The organism is Sphaerotilus sp., from assembly GCF_034519685.1.
In the GTDB taxonomy this organism is placed as follows: domain Bacteria; phylum Pseudomonadota; class Gammaproteobacteria; order Burkholderiales; family Burkholderiaceae_C; genus Sphaerotilus.
Window position 1 is genome coordinate 54,564 of the sequence record NZ_JAXHOF010000002.1, and the last position, 23,075, is coordinate 77,638.

The window sequence follows — 23,075 nt, forward strand, 5'->3', positions numbered from 1 at the left end:
GGTCATGTGTCCTCGAACCAGTTGACCAGCCGCAATCCCGGCAGGCTGGCGAAATCGCGCACATTGCGTGTCACCAGGGTGCAGCCACTGGCGATGGCCACCGCAGCAATCTGCCCGTCGAGCAGTGGCATGACACGACCTTGCAGGGCCATCTCGGCACGCAGGCGCGCGTGGACCATCGCCGCGGTGCCGTCGTAGGGCAATCGCGGCAGCGGCTCGATCACCATCTGGAGAAACTCGGTCAACTGTGACTTGCGCTTTCCCTCTGGCATGCGCAGGCAACCGAAGTTCAGTTCGTGCCAGACCGGAGCGGGCAGGCCTGACGACGCGGCATGCCGTTCGTACTGGCGCAGTACCCCCCCGTCGGGGGCTGGCCGGCACAGCTCGGACACGATGTTGGTGTCCAGCAGCCATTGCAGCGGCTCGCCGTCCAATCCTCGGGTGAACAAAGGGTTCATGGGCGGGATGGCCCGGTGTCTTCGTCTGGCCATGTGAAATCACGGCCACCGTCCGGGCTGCGGTCGCGCACGTCGGCGAACGGATCCGACTCGTCTGCTGGCGCTGCGTCCATGGCATGTCGGGTTCGCCAAGTCTGCAGGGCGGACCAGGAATCCTGTGCCGGGGCGCTGGTGAGCCGTCGATAGTGCGCCACCGAGAGCAGCACCGCCGCTGGTTCACCTCGCCGGGAAATGAACACGGGTTCTTCGCTGTGTGCCAGCACGCGCAACGTGTCTGCCAGACGGGCCCGGACCTCGCTGAAAGGGATGGTCTGCATGGTTCACCTCGGCTCTGATGATGTACTTCTCAAATGTACAATTTTCAGTGTGACCTTGGCGGTCACCGCTCCTTCAGATACGCCCGCCCCAGCGCCTTCGGCGCCACCGACTTGCCGATGAACCCCGCCAGCAGCACGACGGTCAGCGCATACGGCAGCGCCTGCACTGCCTGCACCGGCACCTCGCCGACCATCGGCAGGCTCACGCCCTGCAGCCGGATCGCGATCGCGTCCAGCGCCCCGAACAGCAGGCAGGCCCACAGCGCCTTCACCGGATGCCACTGCCCGAAGATCATCGCCGCCAGCGCCATGAAGCCGCGGCCCGCCGTCATGTTCGGCACGAACGAGGCGTTCTGCGCCAGCACGAGGTAGGCGCCGGCCAGCCCGCAGAGCATCCCGTTGAGCGTCAGCGCCGCATAGCGCAGCCGCGTCACCGACACGCCGGCTGCGTCCACCATCGCCGGGTTTTCGCCGACGGCGCGCAGCCGCAGCCCGAAGCGCGTGCGGTACACCAGCCACCACACGGCCGGCACCAGCGCCAGCGACAGGTAGACCAGCGCGTTGTGGCCGAACAGCGCCGAGTCCGCCATCGACGGCGCCACCGCCTGGATGCGCACTGCGTCGCTGACGGGCGGCGTCTGTCCTCCTTGCTTGAACCACGCGATGCCGAGCACGGCGGTCAGCCCGGCGGCGATGATGTTGACCGCCACGCCCGACACCACCTGGTCACCCTGGTGGCTGACGCAGGCCAGCCCGTGCAGCCACGACAGCATGATGGCCACGCCCATCGCCGCCAGCAGCGCCACCGCGGTCGAGCCGCTCCACACGCCGACCGTGCCCGCGGCGAAGGCGGCGAAGAGCATCTTGCCTTCGAGCCCGATGTCGATCACCCCGGCCCGCTCGGACAACAGGCCCGCGAGCGCACACAGGATCAGCGGCGCCGCAACCCGCAGCGTGGAGGCGATCACCGCCCAGACCAGTGACTCATCCATGGGCCGCTCCCTGCTTCATCCGGCCAAACAACAGCCGCGCCACCCGCGGCGCGATCACATACGCCATCGCGCCCGAGAACAGCACGATGAAGCCCTGCAGCGTCACCACCATGTCGCGGCTGAAGCCCGAGACCTCGAACGCCACCTCGGCGCCGCCCTGGAACAGCGCGCCGAACAGCAGGCTCGCCAGCAGGATGCCGGCCGGGTGGTTGCGGCCCATCAGCGCGACGGCAATGCCGGTGAAGCCCGCACCGCCGACGAAGTCGAGCTGCAGCCGCCCGGCGACGCCGGCGATCTCGTTCATGCCGACCAGCCCAGCCAGCGCGCCCGACAGGCCCATCGCGATCAGCACCTGGTGCTTGGGCTCGATGCCGGCATACGCGGCGGCCCCTTCGCTGGAGCCGACCGCCCGCAGCCGGTACCCGGCCCGGCTGCGCCACAGGAACAGGTACACCGCCCCGGCCGCCAGTAGCGCCAGCACGACGCTCAGGTTCAGCGGCGACGACGGCCACGCGATGCCCATCGCGGCCAGCATGTCATGCACCGCGGGCAGCTTGGCCGCGGCTGCGAACGAGGCACTTTCCACCGCCATCGACCCCGGCGGCTTGAGCGTGTTCACCAGCAGGTAGACCAGCAGGCTACTGGCGAGGAAGTTGAACATGATGGTGGTGATGACGACGTGGCTGCCCCGGTAGGCCTGCAGATACGCCGGCACCGCCGCCCACACCATCCCGCACAGCGCCCCGCCGAGCAGCATCAGCGGCAGCAGCACCACCGCCGGCAGGTGCGGCCCGAGCCACAGCGCCACCAGCCCGGTGCCAAGGCCGCCGAGGATGGCCTGCCCCTCGCCGCCGATGTTGAACAGCCCGCCGTGGAAGGCGACCGCCACCGCCAGCCCGGTGAAGGTGAAGGTCGTCGCGTAGTAGAGCGTGTAGCTCAGCCCGCGTGGCGTGCCGAACGCGCCGTGGATCAGCACCGACAGCACCTCCCACGGGCTTTGCCCGACCAGCGCTACCACCACGCCCGCCGCGACCAGCGCCACCAGCAGGTTGATGGTCGGCATCAGCGCCACATCCACCCAGCGTGGCAGCGGGGCCGGTGCACCTTGACTTGCGCTCATGCGGCGGCTCCTTCGATCATCAGCATGCCCAGTCGGGCCTCCGTGCAGTCGGCGATCGGCAACTCGCCGGTGATGCGCCCCTGGTTCATCACGACCACCCGGTCGGCCAGCGCCAGGATCTCGTCCAGCTCGCTCGACACCACCAGCACCGCGCAGCCCGCATCCCGCATCGCCCGCAGCCGGCCGTGGATGAACTCGATCGCGCCGATGTCCACGCCGCGGGTCGGCTGGCCGACGAGCAGGATCTTCGGGGCTTGTCCGAGTTCACGGGCCAGCACCAGCTTCTGCTGGTTGCCGCCCGAGAACTTGCCGCTGACCAGTTGCGGGTCACGCGGGCGCACGTCGAATTTCTCCATCATCTGCGCGGTGGCCAGCTTCATCGCGGCGCGGCGCATCCAGCCGCCCTGGCTGTAGGCCGGCAGGCCCTCGTAGCCGAGCACGGCGGATTCCCACGCCTCGAAGCCCATCACCATCGCGCGGGCGTAGCGGTCCTCGGGCACATGCGCGATGCCGAGCGTGCGGGCGGTGCGCGGGTCGAGCCAGCGCGACGGCTCGAAACGTGCCGTGCCCACCGCCATCGTGCCGCTGTCCGGTCGGCCCAGGCCGGACAGCATGTCGAGCACCTCGCTCTGCCCGTTGCCCGACACGCCGGCCACGCCGACGATCTCGCCTGCGTGCAGGTCGAGCGAAAACTCCCGCAGCCGCACCACGCCCAGCTTGTCGCGCAGGCCCAGCCCGCGCGCCTGCACCAGCACCGCGCCGCGCTGCACGGCCGTGTCCGCCTGCCGCCCCATCGCCACCTTGCGCCCGACCATCGCCTCGGCCAGCGACTCGACGCTCGCGTCGGCGATCTCGCAGTCGTGCACCACCTGCCCGGCGCGCATCACGGTGACGCGGTCGCACAGCCGCATCACCTCCTTGAGCTTGTGCGTGATCAGGATGATCGTCGTGCCCGCGGCGCGCAGCCGGCCGAGCACCTCGAACAGTTGCAGCGTCTCCTGCGGCGTCAGCACCGCCGTCGGCTCGTCCAGGATCAGCACGCGCGCGCCCCGGTACAGCGCCTTCAGGATCTCCAGCCGCTGCTGGTCGCCCACCGGCAGGTCGCCGACCAGGGTGTCGAGGTCCACGCGCAGTCCGGTGCTCTCCATCAGCGTGCGCAGCCGCTCGCGCACCTGGCCTTCCGCCTTGTGCAGCAGCGCGTGCGGCTCGGCGCCGAGCATGACGTTGTCCAGCGCGCTGAGCGTGTCCACGAGCATGAAGTGCTGGTGGACCATGCCGATGCCGCGGGCGATGGCGTCCTGGGCGTTGCGGATGGTGGCGGGCTGGCCGAAGACCTCGATCGCGCCGGCGTCGGCGGTGTAGAAGCCGTAGAGGATCGACATCAGCGTGCTCTTGCCGGCGCCGTTCTCGCCGACGAGGCCGTGGACCGAGCCGGTCTGCACCGTGAGGTGCACGTTCTGGTTGGCGGCGACGGCGCCGAAGCGCTTGCCGATGCCGGTCATGCGCACGGCGATGGCGTGGGCGGGGGCAGGAACGGGGGTCATGCGGGCACGGCTCCGGTCGATTCGCGCAGGATCAGTTCGGGGGTCACCACCAGCTCGTGCAACGGACCGGGGTGGCGGGCGGCGCTGCGGCGGATGCGCTCGATCAGCACGGTGGCGGCGCGTTCGCCGATGTGGCGGATGTCCTGGCCGACGGTGGTCAGGCCGGGGTGGACGTAGCCGCCCAGCTCGATGCCGTCGAAGCCGATCACCGAGAGCCGCTGCGGCACGGCGACGCCGCGTTCGGCCGCCGCGCGCAGCGCACCGATGCCGAGCAGGTCGTTGCCGGCGCAGATGGCGGTGACCTCGGGGTGGTCGTCGAGCAGGCCGAGGGTGGCGGCGTGGCCCTGCGCCGGGTGGTAGGGGCCTTCGACCAGCCAGCCGGGCGCCGGGGTGATGCCGGCGGCGGCCAGCGCGTCGCGCCAGCCGGCCACGCGGGCGCGGCTCACCTCGAAGGCCAGCGGCCCGGCCAGGCAGGCGATGTGGCGGTGGCCGAGGCCGAGCAGGTGCTCGGTCGCCAGCCGGGCGCCGCCGGTGTTGTCCAGGCGGACCAGATCGGCGTGCAGCCCGGCCACGGCGCGGTCCACCACGACGGTCGGCACCGGCGTCTGCCGCAGCGCACCGGACACCGTGGACGCCTCGGCCGCCGAGTTCGCCAGCAGCAGGCCGTCCACGCGCCGCGCCAGCAGGCTCTGCACATAGCCGAGCTGCCGCGCGGGCTCGTCGTCACAGTTGCACAGGAACACCGAGTAGCCCTGGCCACGCGCCGCGTCCTCGACGCCACGCATCAGCTCGGCGAAGAAGGGATTGGTGATGTTGGGCACCAGCACGCCCAGCACATGCGTCTCGCTGGTCTTGAGCGAGCGTGCCAGCGCGCTGGGCACGTAGCCCAGTTCGGCCACCGCCCGCTCGACCCGCTGGCGAGAGGGCTCGCTGACCCGCCGGGTGCCGTTGAGCACGTGCGAGACAGTCGTGAACGACACGCCCGCCCGTGCGGCGACATCCTTGATGGTGCGGGTCACGGACAGCCGATCCGGTGGCGCGGTCGCTCACTTGCAGGCGTTGGCCGCCATGTAGTCGACCACCTTGAGCTTGCCGCTGACGATGTCAGCCTTGGCCGCGTCGACCTTGGCCTTCATCGCGGCGGTGACCAGCTTGGCGTTGTGCTCGTCCATCGCGTAGTCCACGCCACCTTCGGCCAGCCCGAGCGCCGTGATGCCCGGCTTGTGGTCCTTGGCGACGTTGTAGACGGCCACGTCCACGCGCTTGAGCATCGAGGTCAGCATCGTGCCGGGCTGCAGGTGGTTCTGGTTGCTGTCGACACCGATGGCCAGCTTGCCGGCGTCCTTGGCGGCCTGGTAGACGCCGATGCCGGTGCCGCCCGCTGCGGCGAACACGACGTCCGCACCCTTGGCGAACTGCGCCTTGGTCAGTTCGCCGCCGCGTGCCGGGTCGTTCCAGGCCGCGCCGGTCGTGCCGGTCATGTTGGCGAAGGTCTCGACCTTCGGATTGGCGAACTTCGCGCCCTGCTCGTAGCCGCACTGGAACTTGCGGATCAGCGGGATGTCCATGCCGCCGACGAAGCCGACCTTGCCGGTCTTGCTCGCCTGCGCGGCCAGCATGCCGACGAGGAAGCTGCCTTCATGCTCCTTGAAGACGACCGACTGCACGTTGGGCGCGTCCACCACCATGTCGATGATGGCGAACTTGAGCTTCGGGAACTCCTTGGCGACCTTCTCGATGCTCGACGCCTGGCCGAAGCCGATGCCGATGATGGGGCTGGCGCCGCGCTCGGCCATGCGGCGGATGGCCTGCTCGCGCTGGGTCTCGTTGGCGATCTCGAATTCGAGGTAGGACTTGCCGGTCTCCTTCTTCCAGCGCTCGATGCCGCGGTAGGCCGCTTCGTTGAACGACTTGTCGAACTTGCCGCCCATGTCGAAGATGACGGCCGGGTCGGCGTGGGCGGACAGGGCGGCGGTCATGGCGATGGACAGCGTGGCGAGGCGCAGGAGGGTCGTCGAGGTCTTCATCGGGGGTCTCGCTGAAGTGGTGCCGCAAGCGGCGTGGTGCAGGATGGGGGAGGGGACCATGTTGACGCCGATTGTCAGGATGGGGTGAAATGCCATGTCCGGACGGGGCGCAAACGTTTGCTTCTCATTCGATCGGCACCATCCTAACGTTCGTCGAATCCGGCGGGCGATTCATGTTTTCCCTAGCCGGGGCGGTTCATGTCAGCCAGCCACAAGCAGAACCCATGCCCGCCAGATGGCGCAGCATCTGAGCCAGCCCTCGATGCCGCGGCCTGGGTGCAGCGTCCCAAGGTGCTGCTCCACGAACACCTGGACGGCGGCCTGCGCCCGCAGACGCTGCTCGACCTCTGCCGCGCCCGGGGGCTGAAACCGCCCGCCGACACTGCCGAGGCACTGGGCGACTGGTTCGCCACCAACGCCCATGCGGGCAGTCTGGAGCGCTATCTGGCCGGCTTCGCGCTGACCGTGGGCGCGATGGCAAGTGCGGCGGCCTGCGAGCGCGTGGCCTTCGAGGCCGCCGAAGACGCGCTGGCCGATGGCTGCGTGCTGGCCGAGTTCCGCATGGCGCCGAGCCTGTTCGCGCCGCTGGGCCTGCGCCCGGAAGCGGCGCTGGAGGCCTTGCTGGCCGGACTGGCGCGCAGTGCGCTGCCCTGCGGGCTTATCGTCTGCGCGATGCGCATGGACGACCCGGAGCGCACGGCGGCCGTGGCCCGCATGGCCGCATGCTACGCGGACCGCGGTGTCGTCGGCTTTGACCTGGCGGGCGCCGAGCGCGGCTTCCCGGCGACCCGGCACCGCGAAGCCCTGCACCTGGCCAGCGATGCCGGCCTCGGCCTGACCTGCCACGCCGGCGAGGCCGATGACGGACACCGGGTCATCGAGACCATCCGCCTCGGTGTCACCCGCATCGGCCATGGTGTGCGGGTGATGGACAACCCGGTCTGGGTCGAGCAGGCCCGCGCGGCCGGGGTGCATTTCGAGGTCTGTCCCAGCAGCAATGTGCACACTGGCGCGGCGCGCAGCCTCGCCACGCACCCTTTTGGCGCGATGACCACGGCCGGGCTGCAGCTGTCCTGCTCGACCGACAACCGGCTCATTTCGCGGGTGACGCTCAGCGGCGAGCTGGCGGCGCTGCAGAAGCACCTGGGCTTGTCGACCGCCACGCTGATGGCGCAGCAGGCCGACGCGGTGCGGGCTTCCTTTCTGGACCCCGACAGCAAGGCCGTCGCGCTGGCACGGATCGCGGCCGCATGACGCCGACCCCGCGCCCCGTCGTCTGCCTGGGCGGCGCCAATGTGGACCGCAAGCTGCGCGTGGCAGCGCCCGTGCGGCCGGGCAGCTCCAACCCGGTGTCGGCACGGGAAACCTTTGGCGGCGTGGCCCGCAATGTCGCGGAAAACCTCGCCCGCTGTGGTGTCCCCGTGCAGTTGCTGACCGCCGTGGGACAGGACGCCGCTGGCCGCACGCTGCTGGACGATGCAGTCCGCTGTGGCATCGACACCAGCGCAGTCGAGGCCCTCGCGGGTGTCCTCACGGGCAGCTACACCGCGGTGCTGAACCCCGACGGCAGTCTGCATCTGGCCCTGGCCCACATGGACCTGTGCGAGCAACTGACGCCGGAGTGGCTCCATGCGCGTTCCGGGCAGTGCCGAGCGGCGGGGCTGGTGGTCGCTGATCTGAACCTGCCTGCCGCGACGCTGGCGGCGCTGGTGACGGCGGCTACCGACGTGCAGGCGCCGCCGCTGGTGCTGGTGGCCGTGTCCGAGGCGAAGATGGAGCGGCTGCCGGCACGCTTGCACGGGGTGGCCCTGCTGGTGCTCAACCAGGGCGAACTGGCCGCCTGGGCGGGCACCGACCGGCTGGCCGATGGTGTGGCGCGCCTGCAGGCGGCGGGTGTGCGCGATGTGGTGGTCACGCTGGGCGCGGCCGGGCTGTGCCACACGACGGCCGCAGGCGGGCTGGCGTTCCTGGCCGCGCCGGCCGTGCCGCCCGAGGCGGTGGTCGATGTGACCGGGGCCGGTGATGCGCTGGCCGCCGGCCTGTGCCACGGGCTCTGGACCGGTGCGGTGGCCGCACACGGCTGGTCGCCCAGCTGCGCACAGGCCCTGGCGCGTGCGGCGCTGACCGTGCAGAGTGCCGAGACGGTCGTGCCCGACGCCGGGTTCGGCCGGATTTCCTCTCCATTCCCCTGAAACAGTCCCAAGGAGCCCCGATGTCCGATCCCCTGATGCGCTTGTCCGACGAGGTGCAGGCTGCCCGCGACGCTGGCGGCCCGATCGTCGCCCTCGAATCGACCATCATCGCCCACGGCATGCCCTGGCCGCAGAACGTCGAGACCGCCCGCGAGGTCGAGGCGATCATCCGCGCCCGCGGTGCGACGCCCGCGACCATCGCCGTGATGGGCGGACAGCTCTGCATCGGGCTGTCCGACGCGCAGCTCGACCAGCTCGGCCGCGACCCGGATGTGCTGAAGCTCAGCCGGCGTGACCTGCCGTATGCGGTGGCGATGGGCCGCGTGGGCGCCACGACCGTGGCGGCGACGATGATCTGCGCGGCGCGGGCGGGCATCGAGGTGTTTGTCACCGGCGGCATCGGCGGTGTGCACCGCGGCGCGGCCGAGAGCTTCGACATCTCGGCCGATCTGCAGGAGCTGGCGCGCACGCCGGTGGCGGTGGTCTGCGCCGGGGCGAAGTCGGTGCTGGACCTGCCGCTGACGCTGGAGTATCTGGAGACCCACGGCGTGCCGGTGGTCGGGGTGGGGCAGGAACGCTTTGCGGCGTTCTACAGCCGGGACAGCGGGCTGGACTGCGATTTCCGCCTCGATGCGCCGGCCGATCAGGCGCGGTTCGTGCGCACGAAATGGGCGCTGGGGCTGGGCGGGGGCGTGGTGTTCAGCAACCCGGTGCCTGCCGCCGACGAGATTGCCCCGGCCGAGATCGAGGCGATCACGCGCCAGGCCTTGGACGAGGCGGCGGCACGCGGGGTCGGCGGCAAGCGGGTCACGCCCTTCCTGCTCGGCCGCATCAAGGAGCTGACCGAGGGCCGCAGCCTGGCCACCAACATCGCGCTGGTGAAGCACAACGCCCGGGTGGGCGCCGATCTGGCGCTGGCGTTGCACGCGCTCGGGCCGCGGCCATGCTGAACGCGGCGCAGCAGGCGCAGTTCCAGGCGCAGGGCTATCTGGTGCTGCCGGACTTCAAGGCGCCGGCCGAGACCGCTGCGGTGCGGGCACGCGCCCTGGCGATCGTCGACGCCTTCGATGCCGAGGCCCACCGCACCATCTTCACCACGCAGGACCAGGCGCGTACCACCGACCGGGTCTTTCTCGACTCGGCCGATGGCATCGCCTGTTTCTTCGAGGAGGACGCCTTCGACGCGGCCGGTCACCTGCGCCAGGCCAAGGCGCTGTCGATCAACAAGATTGGCCACGCGCTGCACGACCGCGACCCGGTGTTCGACCAGTTCTCGCGCGGGCCGGCGTTGGCTGCGGTGGCTGCCGGGCTCGGACTGGTCGAGCCGCAGATCCGGCAGTCGATGTACATCTTCAAGCAGCCCGGCATCGGCGGCGAGGTGCGCTGGCACCAGGATGCCACCTTCTTCGTCACCGAGCCGGTGACGGTGACGACGTTCTGGTTTGCGCTGGAGGACGCCACGGTGGACAACGGCTGTCTGTGGGTGCAGCCAGGCGGACACCGCACGCCGCTGCGCGAGCGCTTCATCCGTGAAGGGGACGCGACGCGCATGGAGACGCTCGACACCACGCCGTGGCCGACGCAGGCCGAGGCGGTGCCGCTGCCGTGCACGGCCGGCACGCTGGTGTGTTTCCACGGACTGCTGCCGCACTACAGCGCGCCCAACCGCTCGGCGGTGTCGCGCCATGCGTACACGCTGCACGCCACCGACGCCCGCAGCATCTACGCGCCGACGAACTGGCTGCAGCGTCAGGATGCGACGCGGCCGGTGCGGGGTTTCTGAACGGGGGAGAAAAAAGAAGGGAGGCGGGACGCGACTCCGGGGGCTCGCTCTCAAAAGCCCGGAACGCCCGCCTCCCTGGGACTGCAGACTGGAACCAGGTCTCAGCCCTCAGTCCCGAAGGCTTCTCTGAGGAGGAGTCACACGAGAAGATTCAATGATGAACCGTGGCGGCGAGATTGTCATCTCCGGCATCGCTGCACGGTGCATGTCGGCATTCGACGGTGGATGTTGCCGTCAGTTGGCGGAGGTTTCGACCGCCACCTGATTTGTGGCTTCCGCGCCAGCAAAGGCGCTGAAGGCCAGGACGAGCGCTGCGGCAGTGAGCCATTCGGACCAGCGAAATTTCATGGCAGTCTCCGGTGAGGCGAGTGGTTCGGATCGGGGCAGGGCGAGTCTCCAGCGTAATCGGAGTCGCGACAGGCTTTTCCATCTTGTTGCAAGTCCGGCCAGCACTGCGCGCACTCGGTCACGGTCTTCCGTTCGGTCCAGCGCCTGGCCTGCAGCCGCACTCAGCGTCCTTGTGCGACGCGGGGCAATTCGTCCACCGCAGTGGCCGCCGCTCCTGCGCTCAGGGTGAAGGCGATGGCGGCGGCGGCGAGCCAGTCGATCCAGCGAGGTTTCATGGCAGTGCTCGGCAACGTGGGAGTGGTTTCGGTTGCAGAGATCTTCGCAAGATCGGCGCTTTGCATATCCCCTGAACAGGGGGTCTATGGAGTCGCTATTGCGTGGCCGTGCAGTGCGTGGCCGTGTAGCCGCGGGGAATGGCGCCCAGCAGCCTGCGTGTGTAGTCCTCGCGCGGCGCGGCGAGCAGGGTCTGTGCATCGGCGCGTTCGACCACGCTGCCGTCCTTCATCACCAGCACTTCGTCGGCCATGAAGCGCACGACAGCCAGATCGTGGCTGATGAAGACATACGCCAGCCCGAGCGTGTCCTGCAGGTCTTTCAGCAGGTTCAGCACCTGCGCCTGCACCGACACGTCCAGCGCCGACACCGCCTCGTCGAGCACCAGCACCTCAGGCGACAGCGTCAGTGCCCGCGCGATGGCGATGCGCTGGCGCTGACCGCCGGAGAACTCGTGCGGGTACTTGCCAAACGCCGTGGCGTCCAGCCCGACCCGCTCCAGCAGCGCCAGCGCCCGGGCTTCACGGTCGCGGTCGTCGGTGCCGATGGCGTGGAGTTGCATCGGCTCCAGCAGCGTCTGGCCGATGGTGAACCGTGGGTTGAGCGAGGCGTAGGGGTTCTGGAAGACGATCTGGATGCGCCGCCGCAGCGCCTGCCGCGCGGCGCCCCGCAGGGCGAAGAGGTCCTGGCCATCGAACAGCACCTGGCCGGCGGTGGCCTCGTGCAGTCGCAGCAGTGTCAGGCCCATCGTCGTCTTGCCCGAGCCGGACTCGCCGACGACGCCCAGCGTATGGCCCCGCCGCAGCGTGAAACTCACATCCCGCACCGCCTTGAATTCGCGCTGGCGGAACAGCCCTTCGCGGACGGGGAAGGACTTGCACAGCCCGCGCGCCTCGATCAGCACCGGCGCGCTGGCGTCGCGTGGCACGGCCGGTGACGCGGGGGCTGCGACGGTCTGTCCGGCCTCGCCGGCGATGTGTTCGTCGATCACCACCAGCCGCCGCGCGGTGTTGTCCAGCCGCGGACGGCAGGCGAGAAGTGCGCGCGTGTAGGCATCCTGCGGTGCGGTGAAGATCGCGGCGACCGGCCCGCGCTCGCGGATCTGGCCGTGGCGCATCACCACCACCTCGTCGGCGATCTCGCCCACGACACCGAGGTCATGGCTGATGAACAGCATGCTCATGCGCCGCTCGGCCTTGAGGCGGGCGAGCAGCTCCAGGATCTGGCGCTGCACCGTCACATCCAGCGCCGTGGTCGGCTCGTCGGCGATCAGCAGCCGCGGCTCGCAGGCCAGCGCCATCGCGATCATCACGCGCTGCTGCTGCCCGCCCGACAGCTCGTGCGGATAGGCCGACAGGCGCCGCTTCGGCTCGGGCAGACCGACTTCGGCGAGCAATTCCTCTGCCCTGGCGAGTGCCGCGCGGCGGCTGAGGCCCAGGTGCAGCCGCAGTGGCTCGGCGATCTGCGCGCCGACGGTGAAGACCGGGTTGAGCGAGCCCATCGGGTCCTGGAAGACGCAGGCGATGGCGCGGCCCCGCAGCGCGCGCAACTCGGCTGGCGTGGACTGCAGCAGATCCCGGCCGTCGAAGACGATGCGCCCCGAGCGCTCGGCGTTGTCGGGCAGCAGGTTGACGATCGACATCGCCGTGACGCTCTTGCCCGAGCCGGATTCACCGACCAGCGCGACCGTGGTGTTCTCGGGGATGTCGAAGGTGATGCCGCCCGCTTCGTCGCCGACGGCGCGGCCCCAGCGGCGCTGCCCGTGTTCGCGGCCCAGGCGGAAACGGACGGTCAGGTCTTCGATGCGCAGCAGGGTGGTCATGGGATCAGTCCTCCAGCCCGCGCAGCTTCGGGTCGAGCGCGTCGCGCAGTGCGTCCGTCATCAGCGAGAAGGCGGTGACGAACACCGCCATGAACAGCGTGGCCGTTGCGAGCTGCCACCAGTAGCCCAGGATCAGCTCGCTCTGCGCCTCGGCCAGCATCGTGCCCCAGCTCACCTGGTCGACGCTCACGCCCAGGCCGAGGTAGGACAGGATCACCTCGTACTTGATGAAGCCGACGACGTGGATCGAGAGCTGCACCAGCACGATGTGGCTGACGTTGGGCAGGATGTGGCGGAACATCCGCTGCAGCGGGCTGGCGCCGATCGCCTCGGCGGCGCGCACATAGTCGCGGCCGGCGTGTTTCATGAACTCGGCGCGCACCAGCCGGTAGATGCCAGTCCAGCCCGTCAGGCCGAGGATCAGCACCACGCTGGTGACGCCGCGCCCGAACACCGCCGCGAAGGCGAGGATGAGCAGGATGCCGGGGATGGACGTGAAGACGTTGTAGACCCACTCCAGCAGGTCGCCGATGCGCCCGCCGAAGAAGCCGCCGAAGGCGCCCAGCACCGTGCCGATCACCGCTGCGACCACGGCGGCCAGCACGCCGACCAGGATCGAGATCTGCGCGCCCTTGATCGCCTTGTCGAGCACGCTGCGGCCGAGCCGGTCGCCGCCGAAGGGCAGGGTGGGCGACTGGGTGACGGTCTCGATGGACTGCTTCTGCGTGGCGGCGTCCCACTCCGCGTAGCGCGGCGCGAGTGGATCGACCGCCGTCAGGTCGAGCAGCGGCTGCGCTGGGCCGGCCGCGTCCGAGGCAGGCATCCCGGGCATCGCGGCGAATTCGGGCGCGGGGCCGAGCAGCGTGGGCGGCGCGTAGGACACGCCGCGCTCGGCCTGCCAGTTCGACGCCACCAGCCCGCTGGCAGCGGCCAGCAGCAGCACGGCGAACAGCGCGACCACCGCCATCGACACCAGGCCGACCCGGTCGCTCTTCAGGCGCTTCCAGGCCAGGGACCAGACACCTTCGGAGTGCGTCGACGTCACCAGCGTTGCAGCAGGCATGGCCGTCATTTCAGCGTCACCCGGGGATCGACCGCCTTGTAGAGCAGGTCCGTGAGCAGGTTGATGACCATGGTGATCACCGCCAGGTAGATGGTCACCGCCTGGATGACCGGGTAGTCGCTGCGGTTCACCGCCATCCAGACTTCGCGCCCCAGGCCCGGGATCGAGAAGAACACCTCGATCAGGAAGGAGCCGATGAAGATGCCGGGCAACTGCATCGAGATGTTGGTCAGGATCGGGATCATCGCGTTGCGCAGCACGTGTTTCAGCAGCACGGTGCGCTCGCTCAGGCCCTTGGCGCGGGCGGTGCGCACATAGTCGTGGCCGATCTCGTCGAGGAAGAAGCTGCGGTACAGGCGCATCTGCGGCGAGATGCCCACCATCACCGCCAGCAGCACCGGCAGCGGCGCGTAGGTGGTGAGGTTGGTCCAGACGCTCCCGGTCCAGCCCTGCACCGGGAACCAGCCGAGCTGGAAGGCGAACAGCCACTGCCCGACGATGATGTAGACGAGGAAGCTGATCGACAGCGCCACCGTCGTCACCACCATGATCGCCCGGTCCGTCAGCGAGCCGCGCACCGCCGCCACCGCCAGCGCGAACGGGATCGCCAGCAGCGCGTCGAGCACCAGGATCGGCACCATCACCGTCAGCGTGGCCGGCAGCCGCGAGGCGAACAGGCTGGCCACCGATTCGTTGGTCGCCCAGCTCTTGCCCCAGTCGAAGTGCAGGATCTGCTGCACGAAGATCCAGAGCTGCTCCCAGACCGGCTTGTTCAGGCCGAGCTGCTCGCGGATCTGGTCGACCTGGGCGGCCGAGGCGTTCAGGCCGGCGAGGATCTCGGCCGGGTCGCCCCCGAAGGACTTGAACAGGAAGAACACCAGCAGCACGACACCGAGCAGCGTCGGCACCATCTGCCAGAGGCGGCGTAGCAGGTAGGCACCCATCAGAGTCGGTCTCCTTCGACGAACACGGCCAGCTCGCCAGCCTTCAGCGCCGTCCAGTCCTCGTTGCTGGTCAGCGGCTCGGTGACGACGATGGCGACGCGGTCCTGCGGCGTCGTCAGGTCGGCGAAGTCCACGGTCATGTCGGCGTCCTGCAACTGCGCGCAGGGGAAGGGGTGGCGGCGCTGGACGTAGTGCAGCTTGGTCGAGCAGTGCGCCCACAGCGCCTCGCCCTGGCTGAGCAGGAAGTTGAAGGTGCCGTGGCGGGCGATGACCGGCACCAGCTCAGCCAGCGTCTGCGTCAGGTCCGGGATGCTGGGCATGCGGGCGTGGTTCTTGGCCAGCTCCTGCATCAGCCAGCAGAAGGCGCGCTCGCTGTCGGTGTCGCCCACCGGGTGGAAGCCGGCGTGCAGCTTGGGCTGGAAATCGATCAGGTTGCCGTTGTGCGCGAAGACCCAGTAGCGGCCCCAGAGTTCACGCATGAAGGGATGCGTGTTCTCCAGCGCGACGCGGCCCTGGGTGGCCTTGCGGATGTGGGTGACGATGTGGCGGCTGCGGATCGGGTAGCGGCGCAGCATCTCGGCCACGGGGGATTCGGTCGCGCTCTGGTGGTCCACGAACAGCCTGGCGCCCGGTCCCTCGAAGAAGGCGATGCCGAAGCCGTCCTTGTGCTCGGCGGCGCGGTGGGCGAAGCCGGTGAAGCTGAAGACCAGATCGGTCGGGGTGTTGGCGTTGAGTCCGAGGAGCTGGCACATGGCCCGAGACACTACCATGCCGCCCGAGCCTTTTCCGTCTTGCATTCCCGGGAGTCGATCGATGGACGCTTTCCTGACCCAGCTCGGCCGCCACCTGGCCGACCGCTGGCGCGCGCAACGCCAGCCGCGCACGCTGCGGGCGTTCCGCTGCCTGTGCGGCGCGCCGGTGTTCTTCCGCAACAGCGGCTGCCTGTCGTGTGGCCGTGCGCTGGGCTACGAACCGGCACAGCGGCGGCTGCTGGCGCTGGACGTGCGCGGCGAGATGCTGACCGAGGCCCGGCCGGGGTCGTCGCTGCACCTGCGCAGCCCGCGGCGCTTCCACCGCTGCGCCAACGCGGTGTCCGCGGCCAACTGCAACTGGCTCGTGCCGGACGAGGAGCGCAACGGGGCGGGTGCGCGGCCGTCGTTCTGTGTCGCCTGCCGCCTGAACCGCGTCATTCCGGACCAGACCCTGGCCGACAACCGGCGCGACTGGGCGCTGATCGAGCAGGCCAAGCGGCGGCTGGTGTCGCAGCTGCTGGCGCTCGGCCTGCCGGTGCAGTCGCGGCTGGCCGGCGCGGGTGGCGAGGACACGCAGCGTGGCCTGGCCTTCGATTTCCTGCGCCCGGTGGAGGGCCAGCCCGTGCTCACCGGCCATGCCGGCGGCATCATCACGCTCAATGTCGACGAGGCCGATGACGCCACCCGCGAGTACATCCGCGCCAGCCTGCGCGAGCCCTACCGCACATTGCTGGGCCATTTCCGCCACGAGGTTGGCCACTATTACTGGGACCGCCTGGTGGCGGGCACCGACTGGCTGCCCGCCTTCCGCCAGATGTTCGGCGATGAGCGCGCCGACTACCGCGCCGCCCTGGAGCGCAACTACCGGCTCGGCCCGCCGCCGGACTGGGCCGACTGGCACGTCAGCGCCTACGCGAGCTGCCACCCGTGGGAGGACTGGGCCGAGACCTGGGCGCACTACCTGCACATGGTCGATGCGCTCGACACGGGCCTGAGCTTCGGGCTGGACGCGGACGATGTCGAGGTCGATGTGCAACCCTTCGACGAGGCGGTGCTGATGCAGCCGGATGCCGAGTTCCTGCGCCTGGTGAACGCCTGGGTCGAGCTGACCGCCTTGCTCAACGAACTCTCGCGCAGCATGGGCCAGCCGGACTTCTACCCCTTCGTGCTGAACCAGGCCGCGGTGCGCAAGCTGCACCTGGTGCACCGGGTGGTCACGCGGTCGGCCTGAGCGCCACCGCCGCCCGTGCCAGCAGCAGGGCCGTGAAGTCCTTGCGTGGCATCGGGCGGCCGAACAGCCAGCCCTGGGCCAGCTCGCAGCCATGTTCGTGCAGGAAGCGGGCCTGCTCCGGCGTCTCCACCCCTTCGGCGACCAGCCCGAGCTGCAGGCTGTGGCCCATCGAGATCATGGCCCGCACGATGCCGGCCTGGTCGCTGCGCGTGGTGATGTCGCGCATGAAGGACTTGTCGATCTTCAGCGTGCTGATCGGGTACTTGGTCAGGTAGCTGAGTGCGGAGTGGCCGGTGCCGAAGTCGTCGATGGCCAGCGTCAGGCCCATGGCGCGCAGGCCGTCGAGTGTCTCCCCCGCCTGGCCGCGTTCGTCCAGCAGCAGCCGCTCGGTGATCTCCAGCTCGATCCACTCGGGGCGGCAGCCGGTGCGCGACAGGGCGCTGGTGACGGTGCCGATCAGGTCGTGGTTGAGGAACTGGCGCGGGGACAGGTTGACCGCGATGCACAGCGGCGGCTCGTCTGGTGCGCGGGCGCGGTTCCAGTCGGCCGCCGCGGCGCAGGCGTCGCGCAGCACCCAGGTGCCGATGGCCACGATCAGTCCGCTGTCCTCGGCCACCGGGATGAACTCCTCCGGCGAGATCGGACCCCGTTCCGGGTGGTGCCAGCGCAGCAGGGCCTCGGCGCCGACGATGCGGCCATCGGCCAGCGAGACCTTGGGCTGGAAATGGACGCTGAACTGCCGCTCGGCCAGGCCGCGGCGCAGGTCGGCTTCCATCGTGACCCGGTCTCGGGTGCGTTGGCTGAGGTCTTCGGAGTGGAACTGGTGGCGCGAGCGTCCGCTGGCCTTGGCGGCGAACAGCGCGGTGTCGGCCTGCTGCATCAGCGTGTCGGGGTCGGTGGCGGCGTGCGGGCCAGCGTCGGGGCTGCGCACCGCGATGCCGACGCTGGCCGAGACGAAGATGTCGTGGTCGTCGATGCGGCAGGGGGCGGACAGCGCCTCGACCAGCCGCCGGGCGATGCGGTCGAGCTGGGCATGGTCCACCGCGTCGTGGATCAGCACGGCGAACTCGTCGCCCCCGAGCCGCGCCACCGTGTCCTGGCTGCGCAGGCAGGTGCCCAGGCGCTGCGCCATCATCACCAGCAGCCGGTCGCCGGTGGCGTGTCCGAGGGTGTCGTTGACGTACTTGAAGTGGTCCAGGTCCAGCATCAGCACGGCCTGCACGGGCCGCTCGCGCAGCCGCTGCGTGAAGCCGGCCCGGTTGACCAGCCCGGTCAGCACATCCTCGAAGGCCAGCGTGTGCAGCTCGCGCTGGGTGGTCTTCAGCTCGGTGATGTCCTGGGTGGTGGTCAGCGTCTGGACATGCCGGCCCTGGGCGTCGTAGTCGAAGCGTTGGACCACCCGCAGATCGCGTGTGCCAAAGGGGCCGTGGACCGTGGTGTCGAAGCGCAGTTCCCGGTCACCGCGCGCCACGGCTGCGCTGGAGAGCTGGATGACCCGCGGCCGGTCGACCGCGATGACACGGCTCCACACTTCGCGTGCGCTCTGGACGGTTGCGCTGTCGAACCCCAGCTGGCGCTGCGCTTCGGCGGACAGGGTGGAGGTCCGGCTGGCTTCGTTCCAGACCAGGTGGCCCATCTGGCCGACCCGCTCGGCGTCCTCTAGCCGCGCCACCAGCCGGTCGCGGTCGCAGCGGTCGGCGTGCTGGGCGGCCATCGCGTGGCTGATGCGGGCCGGGCCCTTGATCATCACCAGGTAGACGTAATAGACCAGCGCGGCGCCCATGTAGGACTGCGTCAGATCGCCGCGTGTCAGCAGCACGCAGATCAGCGGCCCCATGGCCAGCGCGCCAAAGGTGCTCAGCGTGCCGCGGATCGCACCGATCAGCGCGGCGCTGCCGGCACAGGCGCCCATCAGCGTCATCACCACGGCGGTGCGCGACAGCGGATCCTCGATCACGGCGTAGAACAGGCCCAGCGCGCCCCAGCTCAGCCCGCTCAGCATGGTCTGGAGCTGCGTGATCCGGTACCAGTGTTGCAGCGACCAGCGCTCGCGGCCCCCGCCCCGCAGGAAACAGCGGGTCACCAGCAGGCGCAGCACCATCATGGTCTGCACGCCGGCCAGCCACAGGGACAGGGCCGGATGCGGCGCGACATCCCACAGCACGAACGCGATCAGCGCTGACAGCACCATGCCGGACAGCACCGCCTGCGGCGTGTGCCGGTAGTGGGTCAGCAGCAGCAGCGTGTCCCAGTCTGTCGTGGGGTTTGCGCCGAGATCCGCAGCGGCATCCGCGCCTGCGCCTGCGCCCGACCGGAGGGCGGTCGGGGCAGACAAGGCTTTGGCAGGGGCTTCGGGCAAGCGTGTCATCGTGTCCGGTGCCTGCAGGGGTGGCACCTGCGAACGCTATCGGCACGGCAGCCACCGACTGAAATGCGCAGTCCGGGATGTGTGTGCCGACAGGGCCGCCGGTCAGCCGGTCAGCAGGCGCATGGCGCCCCGCAGCGAGAGCAGATGGCCCGGATTCGAGGTCTCGTCCAGCACGCCGCTCATGCGCCGCCGCAGCGAGGCGCTGCGTTGTGCACGCCAGATCACCAGGTCGGCCAGCCAGGGGTGGCGGTTGACGGTATTGGCCTTTTCGTAGAGCGCGAACTTGGGACGCAGCGTGGCCAGTTGCCGGGCGTAGTGCTGGCGCACGGCCACTTCGTCCAGGCCATTGCGGCGGCCTTCCAGGAGCGCATCGGCGGCCATCAGCCCGGTTTCCAGCGCCTTGCCGATGCCTTCCCCGGTGAAATCGTAGGTCGAGCCAAGCGTCTCCCCGGTGGCGAGCAGGCCGGGCCGGCCGCTCTCGGCGCCTTCGAGCGTGCAGCGCAGCGGTGCGCCCTTGAGGTCACCCTGCAGCGTGCCGCCGTCCATCAGCGCCCGGGCCGGGGCGTAGACGCGGGTGAAGTCGTCGAACATCTGGCGCAGGTTGGCGTCGGCCGCCTGGCCTTGGCGGAAAAAGGCCCCGACACCGATGTTGTAGGTGTCGTGGCCACACGGAAAGATCCAGCCATATCCCGGCCGCAGTGCGCGGTCCCAGACCACGTCCATCGTCGTCTGCCGGCCCGCCAGCGAGGGGTTGTGCACATACCCGCGCAGGGCGATGCCGCTGGGCGTGCGCCGTGTACACAGCCCCGTGGCCACCAGCGGCTGCACGCCCGCGCCGGTGGCCAGCACCACCCAGCGGGCCCGGACCTCATGCCGCGCCTCGCCCTGGCGCAGCCGGGCACCGACGACGCGGCCGTCTTCCTCGATCACCGCCTCGAACTTCACCGGCGTCACCAGCCGCGCGCCCTGGCGCTGCGCATGGCGCACCAGCAGCCAGTCGAGCGTGCGCCGCGGCAGCACGGCCAGCGTCCCCGGCACATCGACCTGTCCGCCCCGCGGCGCCACGCAGCGCACATGGCCGACGTGTTCGGCGTGAGCCATCACCTCGTCGAGCATGCCCAGGCGCCGCAGCGCGGCATGCGCGTCCGGGATCAGGCCGTCGCCGCAGATCTTCTCGCGTGGAAAGTCGTGCTGATCGACCAGGCACACCGACCAGCCCGCCGCGGCCAGCGTGGCCGCGCAGGCGCTGCCGGAGGGGCCTGCGCCGATGACCAGGGCGTCGCAGGTGGCGGGCAAGGTTGATGAAGTGAGTGTGGCAAGGGCAGGAGCGGTGGTGGCAGGCTGGGACATCGAGGACTCCGGAGGGCCTGCGGATTCTAGAAGTCGTCCGGACCGGCTGCCCGGTCGTATGCTTACCCGCCCAGTGGCAACAGCAGCGTGAAGGCGGTGCCGACCCCGGGGGTGCTGGCGACTTCGAGTTGCCCGCCATGGTGGCGGACGATGCCGTGGGCGGCGGACAGCCCTAGCCCAGAGCCGTCGCCGGTGGGCTTGGTGGTGAAGAACGGATCGAAGATGTGCGGCAGATCGTCGGGCGAGATGCCTTCACCCTGGTCGATGACCTGGATCCGGGCGGCCTCGGGATGCTCCTGCGTGCAGACCCGGTCCACCACCAGCCGCACCTCGCCAGGGCGTTCACGCATCGCGTAGCCGGCGTTCTTGACCAGGTTGAGCAGCACCTGCTCGATCCGCGCCGCGTCGATCATGGCCACGGCGTCCTGCCGCAGTTCGATCCGCAGCGGCACGTGGCGCGGCAGGCTGACCGCCAGCAGTGGCTCGCAGTGGTGCAGCCATTCACCCAGCGCGACGGGCTGGCGCTGCAGCGGCGTTTCGCGCGCGAAGTTCAGCAGCTCCTTCACCAGCCCGGCGGCGCGGTGGCTGGCCTGGAGGATGCCGCCCAGGTTGCGGGCCTGTAGCGATCCGGCCTCGGCCTGCAGGGCGCACAGTTCGGCCAGTCCGATGATCGAGCCCAGCAGGTTGTTGAAGTCGTGGGCGACCCCGGCAGCCAGGGTCGTGACGGCGCGCAGCTTGTCGTTCTGCCGCACGCGCTCTTCGAGGCGCCGCAGCGGCGTGATGTCGCGCCCGATGCAGACGTGGCTGAGCAACTGGCCGTCCTGGTCCCGGATCGGCGAGATCGACCAGGTGGCAGGGAAGCGGGTGCCGTCGGCGCAGGCCTGTTCGGTGGTCCAGTGGCCGGTGTGCTGTGCGGGCAGCGCCGTGGGCCACAGGTCGGCCTGTCGGGCTCGCGCCTGGTGCAGTCGCCAGTGGGTCGCGCGCCGGAAGGCGGGGTTGAGGTAGTCGAGCTGTCCCTGTGCGTCGAACACCAGCACGAAGTCGTCGGTCTGTTCGAACATGACCAGCACCTTGCCGTGCTCTTCCTGCCAGCGTCTGCGCGCCTCGCGGGCTTCCTGCAGTTGCCGGGGCAGCATCGCGGCCAGCATCAGCGGCGTCGCGTCGCCTGCGGCCAGTCGCCCGTGGGCCTGTGCGTGCGGACTGCCGGCGGGGGCCGTGCGCCAGTCCTCGGCCAGCCGCGCCTGGGTGCGCTGGTGCAGGCCGAGCATGTCGTCGAGCGAGATCACATGCGGCAGCAGTGACTTGGCCAGCTCGCTGGCGGCCAGCAGCACATCCTCGCGCTGCAGGTCATCGCCTGCGCAGAGGTAGCGCTCGAACAGCCCGCGGTAGGTCGGCGCCAGTGATTCCAGCATCACATCGATCCGTTCAGGTCCGGTTGAACGTGGGCGACCAGCACGGCGGCGTCGTCGCGCGCCGGGTGTCCGCGTGTCATCAGGTGCTCGCACAGCCGTTCGGGTTCGCGGACCCATTCGGGCAGCATCACGCCCACGGTCAGCGACTCGTCCAGTCCGTCGGTGAACAGCAGGATCCAGTCGCCGGGCTGCAGATCGATGTCCAGCACCGTCACCCGGTGGCTGCCGTGGCCCGCGCCGAGCCGACCCTCACCGACGATGCCGTAGGACGAGGGCAACCGCAGTGTCTGGCCCGCGCGCCAGCGCAAGGCCCGAGTGTTCCCGACACCGGCATGGCGCAGCCGGCCCTGTGCGATCCAGGTCAGCCCGATGGCTGCGCCCCGGGTGGCCCCCAGGGCCATGTCCAGGTGCAGCAGCATCTGGTCCGGGTGGCCCGCCAGTCCGGGGTGGTGCGCGGACTGTTCGAGGCGGTGCCGGGCGGTCTGGGCGGCCAGCGCCGCGTCGGGGCCGTGGCCGAGCCCGTCGATGACCGCCAGCCAGTGCCCGCCGGGCGCAGGCGGTGCGGTCATCACCATGGCCACCACATCGCCGCACGTTGTCTCGCCTGCGATCGGCCGGCTCAGGCTGGCCCACCGCAGCGCGGTCATGTGCCGAGCTTCGCCCACTTGCAGGCCCTCACCCAGGTGCCGAGGCCGGGCGTCGACCGGATCTCGAAGTCGTCCATCAGACGCTGCACACCCGGCAGGCCACAGCCCAGGCCCCCGCCCGTGCTGTAGCCCTCCTGCTGCGCCAGGGCCAGATCCACGATGCCCGGCCCCTCGTCACCGGACAGCAGCTCGACCCCGCGGCGGGTCGGCTGGGTCAGCAGGCGCAGCGTGATCGTGCCGCCGCGGGTGGTGTGCATCCACAGGTTGTTGGCCAGCTCCGACGCGGCGGTCGCGACATGGGCGGCCAGCAGCGGAGACAGGCCGTGGGCGAGGCAGAACTGGCGGGAGGCGGCCACGACGTGCGGAACGTCGGTCTCGCGTTCCACCGAACAGACAGTGGTGTCCTGGAGGTGACCGTGTGGGCGCGTCATT

21 protein-coding genes are annotated in these 23,075 nt (G+C 70.1%); 5 read left to right on the plus strand and 16 right to left on the minus strand.

Going from position 1 to position 23,075, the window contains the following annotated elements; translation table 11 throughout:
• Positions 1-2: 2 nt before the first annotated feature.
• The 7 genes from U5O44_RS00745 to U5O44_RS00775 all read right to left on the minus strand — a co-directional run bounded on the left by U5O44_RS00745 (position 3) and on the right by U5O44_RS00775 (position 6,458).
• Positions 3-458 carry a type II toxin-antitoxin system VapC family toxin gene (locus U5O44_RS00745; RefSeq protein ID WP_322586552.1) on the minus strand — a complete coding sequence of 152 codons (456 nt, stop codon included), beginning with the start codon at positions 456-458 and terminating at the stop codon, positions 3-5.
• Positions 455-775, minus strand: coding sequence for a type II toxin-antitoxin system Phd/YefM family antitoxin (locus U5O44_RS00750; RefSeq protein WP_322586553.1), 321 nt, complete (start codon positions 773-775; stop codon positions 455-457). The genes U5O44_RS00745 and U5O44_RS00750 overlap by 4 nt, the downstream gene beginning before the upstream one ends.
• Positions 776-837: 62 nt before the next feature.
• Complete coding sequence (locus U5O44_RS00755; protein WP_322586554.1) at positions 838-1,767, minus strand: ABC transporter permease; 930 nt, start codon at positions 1,765-1,767, stop codon at positions 838-840.
• Positions 1,760-2,887, minus strand: coding sequence for an ABC transporter permease (locus tag U5O44_RS00760; protein WP_322586555.1), 1,128 nt, complete (start codon positions 2,885-2,887; stop codon positions 1,760-1,762). Before U5O44_RS00760 ends, U5O44_RS00755 begins: the two co-directional genes overlap by 8 nt.
• Positions 2,884-4,431 carry an ABC transporter ATP-binding protein gene (locus tag U5O44_RS00765; RefSeq protein ID WP_322586556.1) on the minus strand — a complete coding sequence of 516 codons (1,548 nt, stop codon included), beginning with the start codon at positions 4,429-4,431 and terminating at the stop codon, positions 2,884-2,886. The genes U5O44_RS00760 and U5O44_RS00765 overlap by 4 nt, the downstream gene beginning before the upstream one ends.
• On the minus strand, positions 4,428-5,450 hold the full coding sequence (locus tag U5O44_RS00770; RefSeq protein WP_322586557.1) for a LacI family DNA-binding transcriptional regulator: 1,023 nt from the start codon (positions 5,448-5,450) through the stop codon (positions 4,428-4,430). The genes U5O44_RS00765 and U5O44_RS00770 overlap by 4 nt, the downstream gene beginning before the upstream one ends.
• Before the next feature lie 27 nt (positions 5,451-5,477).
• Positions 5,478-6,458 carry a BMP family lipoprotein gene (locus U5O44_RS00775; protein ID WP_322586558.1) on the minus strand — a complete coding sequence of 327 codons (981 nt, stop codon included), beginning with the start codon at positions 6,456-6,458 and terminating at the stop codon, positions 5,478-5,480.
• Positions 6,459-6,656: 198 nt separating this feature from the next.
• Here U5O44_RS00775 and add point away from each other — a divergent pair, with 198 nt between their 5' ends.
• Genes add through U5O44_RS00795 form a run of 4 tightly spaced genes read left to right on the plus strand, consistent with a single transcriptional unit; the run spans position 6,657 to position 10,433 of the window.
• Positions 6,657-7,712: an adenosine deaminase gene (add, locus tag U5O44_RS00780; RefSeq protein ID WP_322586559.1), complete on the plus strand. Its 1,056-nt coding sequence runs from the start codon at positions 6,657-6,659 to the stop codon at positions 7,710-7,712.
• Positions 7,709-8,650 (plus strand): carbohydrate kinase family protein, encoded by a 942-nt coding sequence (locus tag U5O44_RS00785; RefSeq protein WP_322586560.1) that lies wholly within the window; start codon positions 7,709-7,711, stop codon positions 8,648-8,650. The genes add and U5O44_RS00785 overlap by 4 nt, the downstream gene beginning before the upstream one ends.
• 20 nt (positions 8,651-8,670) lie before the next feature.
• The gene (locus tag U5O44_RS00790) at positions 8,671-9,600 is read left to right on the plus strand and encodes a pseudouridine-5'-phosphate glycosidase (RefSeq protein ID WP_322586561.1); all 930 of its coding nucleotides are present in this window, start codon (positions 8,671-8,673) and stop codon (positions 9,598-9,600) included.
• A complete protein-coding gene (locus U5O44_RS00795; RefSeq protein ID WP_322586562.1) occupies positions 9,594-10,433 on the plus strand; it encodes a phytanoyl-CoA dioxygenase family protein in 840 nt (279 codons plus the stop codon). Before U5O44_RS00790 ends, U5O44_RS00795 begins: the two co-directional genes overlap by 7 nt.
• 718 nt (positions 10,434-11,151) lie before the next feature.
• On the opposite strand, the gene U5O44_RS00800 is transcribed toward U5O44_RS00795, so the two are convergent.
• Genes U5O44_RS00800 through U5O44_RS00815 form a run of 4 tightly spaced genes read right to left on the minus strand, consistent with a single transcriptional unit; the run spans position 11,152 to position 15,635 of the window.
• Positions 11,152-12,876, minus strand: a complete 1,725-nt coding sequence (locus tag U5O44_RS00800; RefSeq protein WP_322586563.1) for an ABC transporter ATP-binding protein — start codon at positions 12,874-12,876, stop codon at positions 11,152-11,154.
• 4 nt (positions 12,877-12,880) lie between these two features.
• Entirely contained in the window at positions 12,881-13,948 is a 1,068-nt protein-coding gene (locus U5O44_RS00805; protein WP_322586564.1) for an ABC transporter permease, read from the minus strand.
• Entirely contained in the window at positions 13,945-14,883 is a 939-nt protein-coding gene (locus U5O44_RS00810) for an ABC transporter permease (protein WP_322586565.1), read from the minus strand. The genes U5O44_RS00805 and U5O44_RS00810 overlap by 4 nt, the downstream gene beginning before the upstream one ends.
• Positions 14,883-15,635: a class II glutamine amidotransferase gene (locus U5O44_RS00815; RefSeq protein ID WP_322586566.1), complete on the minus strand. Its 753-nt coding sequence runs from the start codon at positions 15,633-15,635 to the stop codon at positions 14,883-14,885. Before U5O44_RS00815 ends, U5O44_RS00810 begins: the two co-directional genes overlap by 1 nt.
• 61 nt (positions 15,636-15,696) lie before the next feature.
• Here U5O44_RS00815 and U5O44_RS00820 point away from each other — a divergent pair, with 61 nt between their 5' ends.
• A complete protein-coding gene (locus U5O44_RS00820) occupies positions 15,697-16,866 on the plus strand; it encodes a zinc-binding metallopeptidase family protein (RefSeq protein ID WP_322586567.1) in 1,170 nt (389 codons plus the stop codon).
• Here the strand turns inward: U5O44_RS00820 and U5O44_RS00825 are convergent.
• The 5 genes from U5O44_RS00825 to U5O44_RS00845 form a co-directional block, all read right to left on the minus strand.
• Positions 16,850-19,234 (minus strand): putative bifunctional diguanylate cyclase/phosphodiesterase, encoded by a 2,385-nt coding sequence (locus tag U5O44_RS00825; RefSeq protein WP_322586568.1) that lies wholly within the window; start codon positions 19,232-19,234, stop codon positions 16,850-16,852. The two genes, U5O44_RS00820 and U5O44_RS00825, sit on opposite strands and share 17 nt — an antisense overlap.
• Before the next feature lie 102 nt (positions 19,235-19,336).
• The gene (locus U5O44_RS00830) at positions 19,337-20,584 is read right to left on the minus strand and encodes an NAD(P)/FAD-dependent oxidoreductase (RefSeq protein ID WP_322586569.1); all 1,248 of its coding nucleotides are present in this window, start codon (positions 20,582-20,584) and stop codon (positions 19,337-19,339) included.
• 62 nt (positions 20,585-20,646) lie between these two features.
• The gene (locus tag U5O44_RS00835) at positions 20,647-21,996 is read right to left on the minus strand and encodes a two-component system sensor histidine kinase NtrB (protein WP_322586570.1); all 1,350 of its coding nucleotides are present in this window, start codon (positions 21,994-21,996) and stop codon (positions 20,647-20,649) included.
• Entirely contained in the window at positions 21,996-22,643 is a 648-nt protein-coding gene (locus tag U5O44_RS00840; protein ID WP_322586571.1) for a SpoIIE family protein phosphatase, read from the minus strand. The genes U5O44_RS00835 and U5O44_RS00840 overlap by 1 nt, the downstream gene beginning before the upstream one ends.
• Positions 22,640-23,074 carry an ATP-binding protein gene (locus U5O44_RS00845; RefSeq protein WP_322586572.1) on the minus strand — a complete coding sequence of 145 codons (435 nt, stop codon included), beginning with the start codon at positions 23,072-23,074 and terminating at the stop codon, positions 22,640-22,642. Before U5O44_RS00845 ends, U5O44_RS00840 begins: the two co-directional genes overlap by 4 nt.
• Position 23,075 lies beyond the last annotated feature (1 nt).

Excerpts from the sequence above, each read along its gene's own strand:
- U5O44_RS00805 (WP_322586564.1), bottom strand. The coding sequence starts at position 13,948 with ATGACGGCCATGCCTGCTGCAACGCTGGTGACGTCGACGCACTCCGAA.
- U5O44_RS00760 (WP_322586555.1), bottom strand. The coding sequence starts at position 2,887 with ATGAGCGCAAGTCAAGGTGCACCGGCCCCGCTGCCACGCTGGGTGGAT.
- U5O44_RS00840 (WP_322586571.1), bottom strand. The coding sequence starts at position 22,643 with ATGACCGCGCTGCGGTGGGCCAGCCTGAGCCGGCCGATCGCAGGCGAG.
- U5O44_RS00845 (WP_322586572.1), bottom strand. The coding sequence starts at position 23,074 with ATGACGCGCCCACACGGTCACCTCCAGGACACCACTGTCTGTTCGGTG.
- U5O44_RS00785 (WP_322586560.1), top strand. The coding sequence starts at position 7,709 with ATGACGCCGACCCCGCGCCCCGTCGTCTGCCTGGGCGGCGCCAATGTG.
- U5O44_RS00755 (WP_322586554.1), bottom strand. The coding sequence starts at position 1,767 with ATGGATGAGTCACTGGTCTGGGCGGTGATCGCCTCCACGCTGCGGGTT.
- U5O44_RS00775 (WP_322586558.1), bottom strand. The coding sequence starts at position 6,458 with ATGAAGACCTCGACGACCCTCCTGCGCCTCGCCACGCTGTCCATCGCC.
- U5O44_RS00820 (WP_322586567.1), top strand. The coding sequence starts at position 15,697 with ATGGACGCTTTCCTGACCCAGCTCGGCCGCCACCTGGCCGACCGCTGG.
- U5O44_RS00825 (WP_322586568.1), bottom strand. The coding sequence starts at position 19,234 with ATGACACGCTTGCCCGAAGCCCCTGCCAAAGCCTTGTCTGCCCCGACC.
- U5O44_RS00745 (WP_322586552.1), bottom strand. The coding sequence starts at position 458 with ATGAACCCTTTGTTCACCCGAGGATTGGACGGCGAGCCGCTGCAATGG.
- add (WP_322586559.1), top strand. The coding sequence starts at position 6,657 with ATGTCAGCCAGCCACAAGCAGAACCCATGCCCGCCAGATGGCGCAGCA.
- U5O44_RS00800 (WP_322586563.1), bottom strand. The coding sequence starts at position 12,876 with ATGACCACCCTGCTGCGCATCGAAGACCTGACCGTCCGTTTCCGCCTG.
- U5O44_RS00830 (WP_322586569.1), bottom strand. The coding sequence starts at position 20,584 with ATGTCCCAGCCTGCCACCACCGCTCCTGCCCTTGCCACACTCACTTCA.
- U5O44_RS00790 (WP_322586561.1), top strand. The coding sequence starts at position 8,671 with ATGTCCGATCCCCTGATGCGCTTGTCCGACGAGGTGCAGGCTGCCCGC.
- U5O44_RS00835 (WP_322586570.1), bottom strand. The coding sequence starts at position 21,996 with ATGCTGGAATCACTGGCGCCGACCTACCGCGGGCTGTTCGAGCGCTAC.
- U5O44_RS00795 (WP_322586562.1), top strand. The coding sequence starts at position 9,594 with ATGCTGAACGCGGCGCAGCAGGCGCAGTTCCAGGCGCAGGGCTATCTG.
- U5O44_RS00765 (WP_322586556.1), bottom strand. The coding sequence starts at position 4,431 with ATGACCCCCGTTCCTGCCCCCGCCCACGCCATCGCCGTGCGCATGACC.
- U5O44_RS00810 (WP_322586565.1), bottom strand. The coding sequence starts at position 14,883 with ATGGGTGCCTACCTGCTACGCCGCCTCTGGCAGATGGTGCCGACGCTG.
- U5O44_RS00750 (WP_322586553.1), bottom strand. The coding sequence starts at position 775 with ATGCAGACCATCCCTTTCAGCGAGGTCCGGGCCCGTCTGGCAGACACG.
- U5O44_RS00815 (WP_322586566.1), bottom strand. The coding sequence starts at position 15,635 with ATGTGCCAGCTCCTCGGACTCAACGCCAACACCCCGACCGATCTGGTC.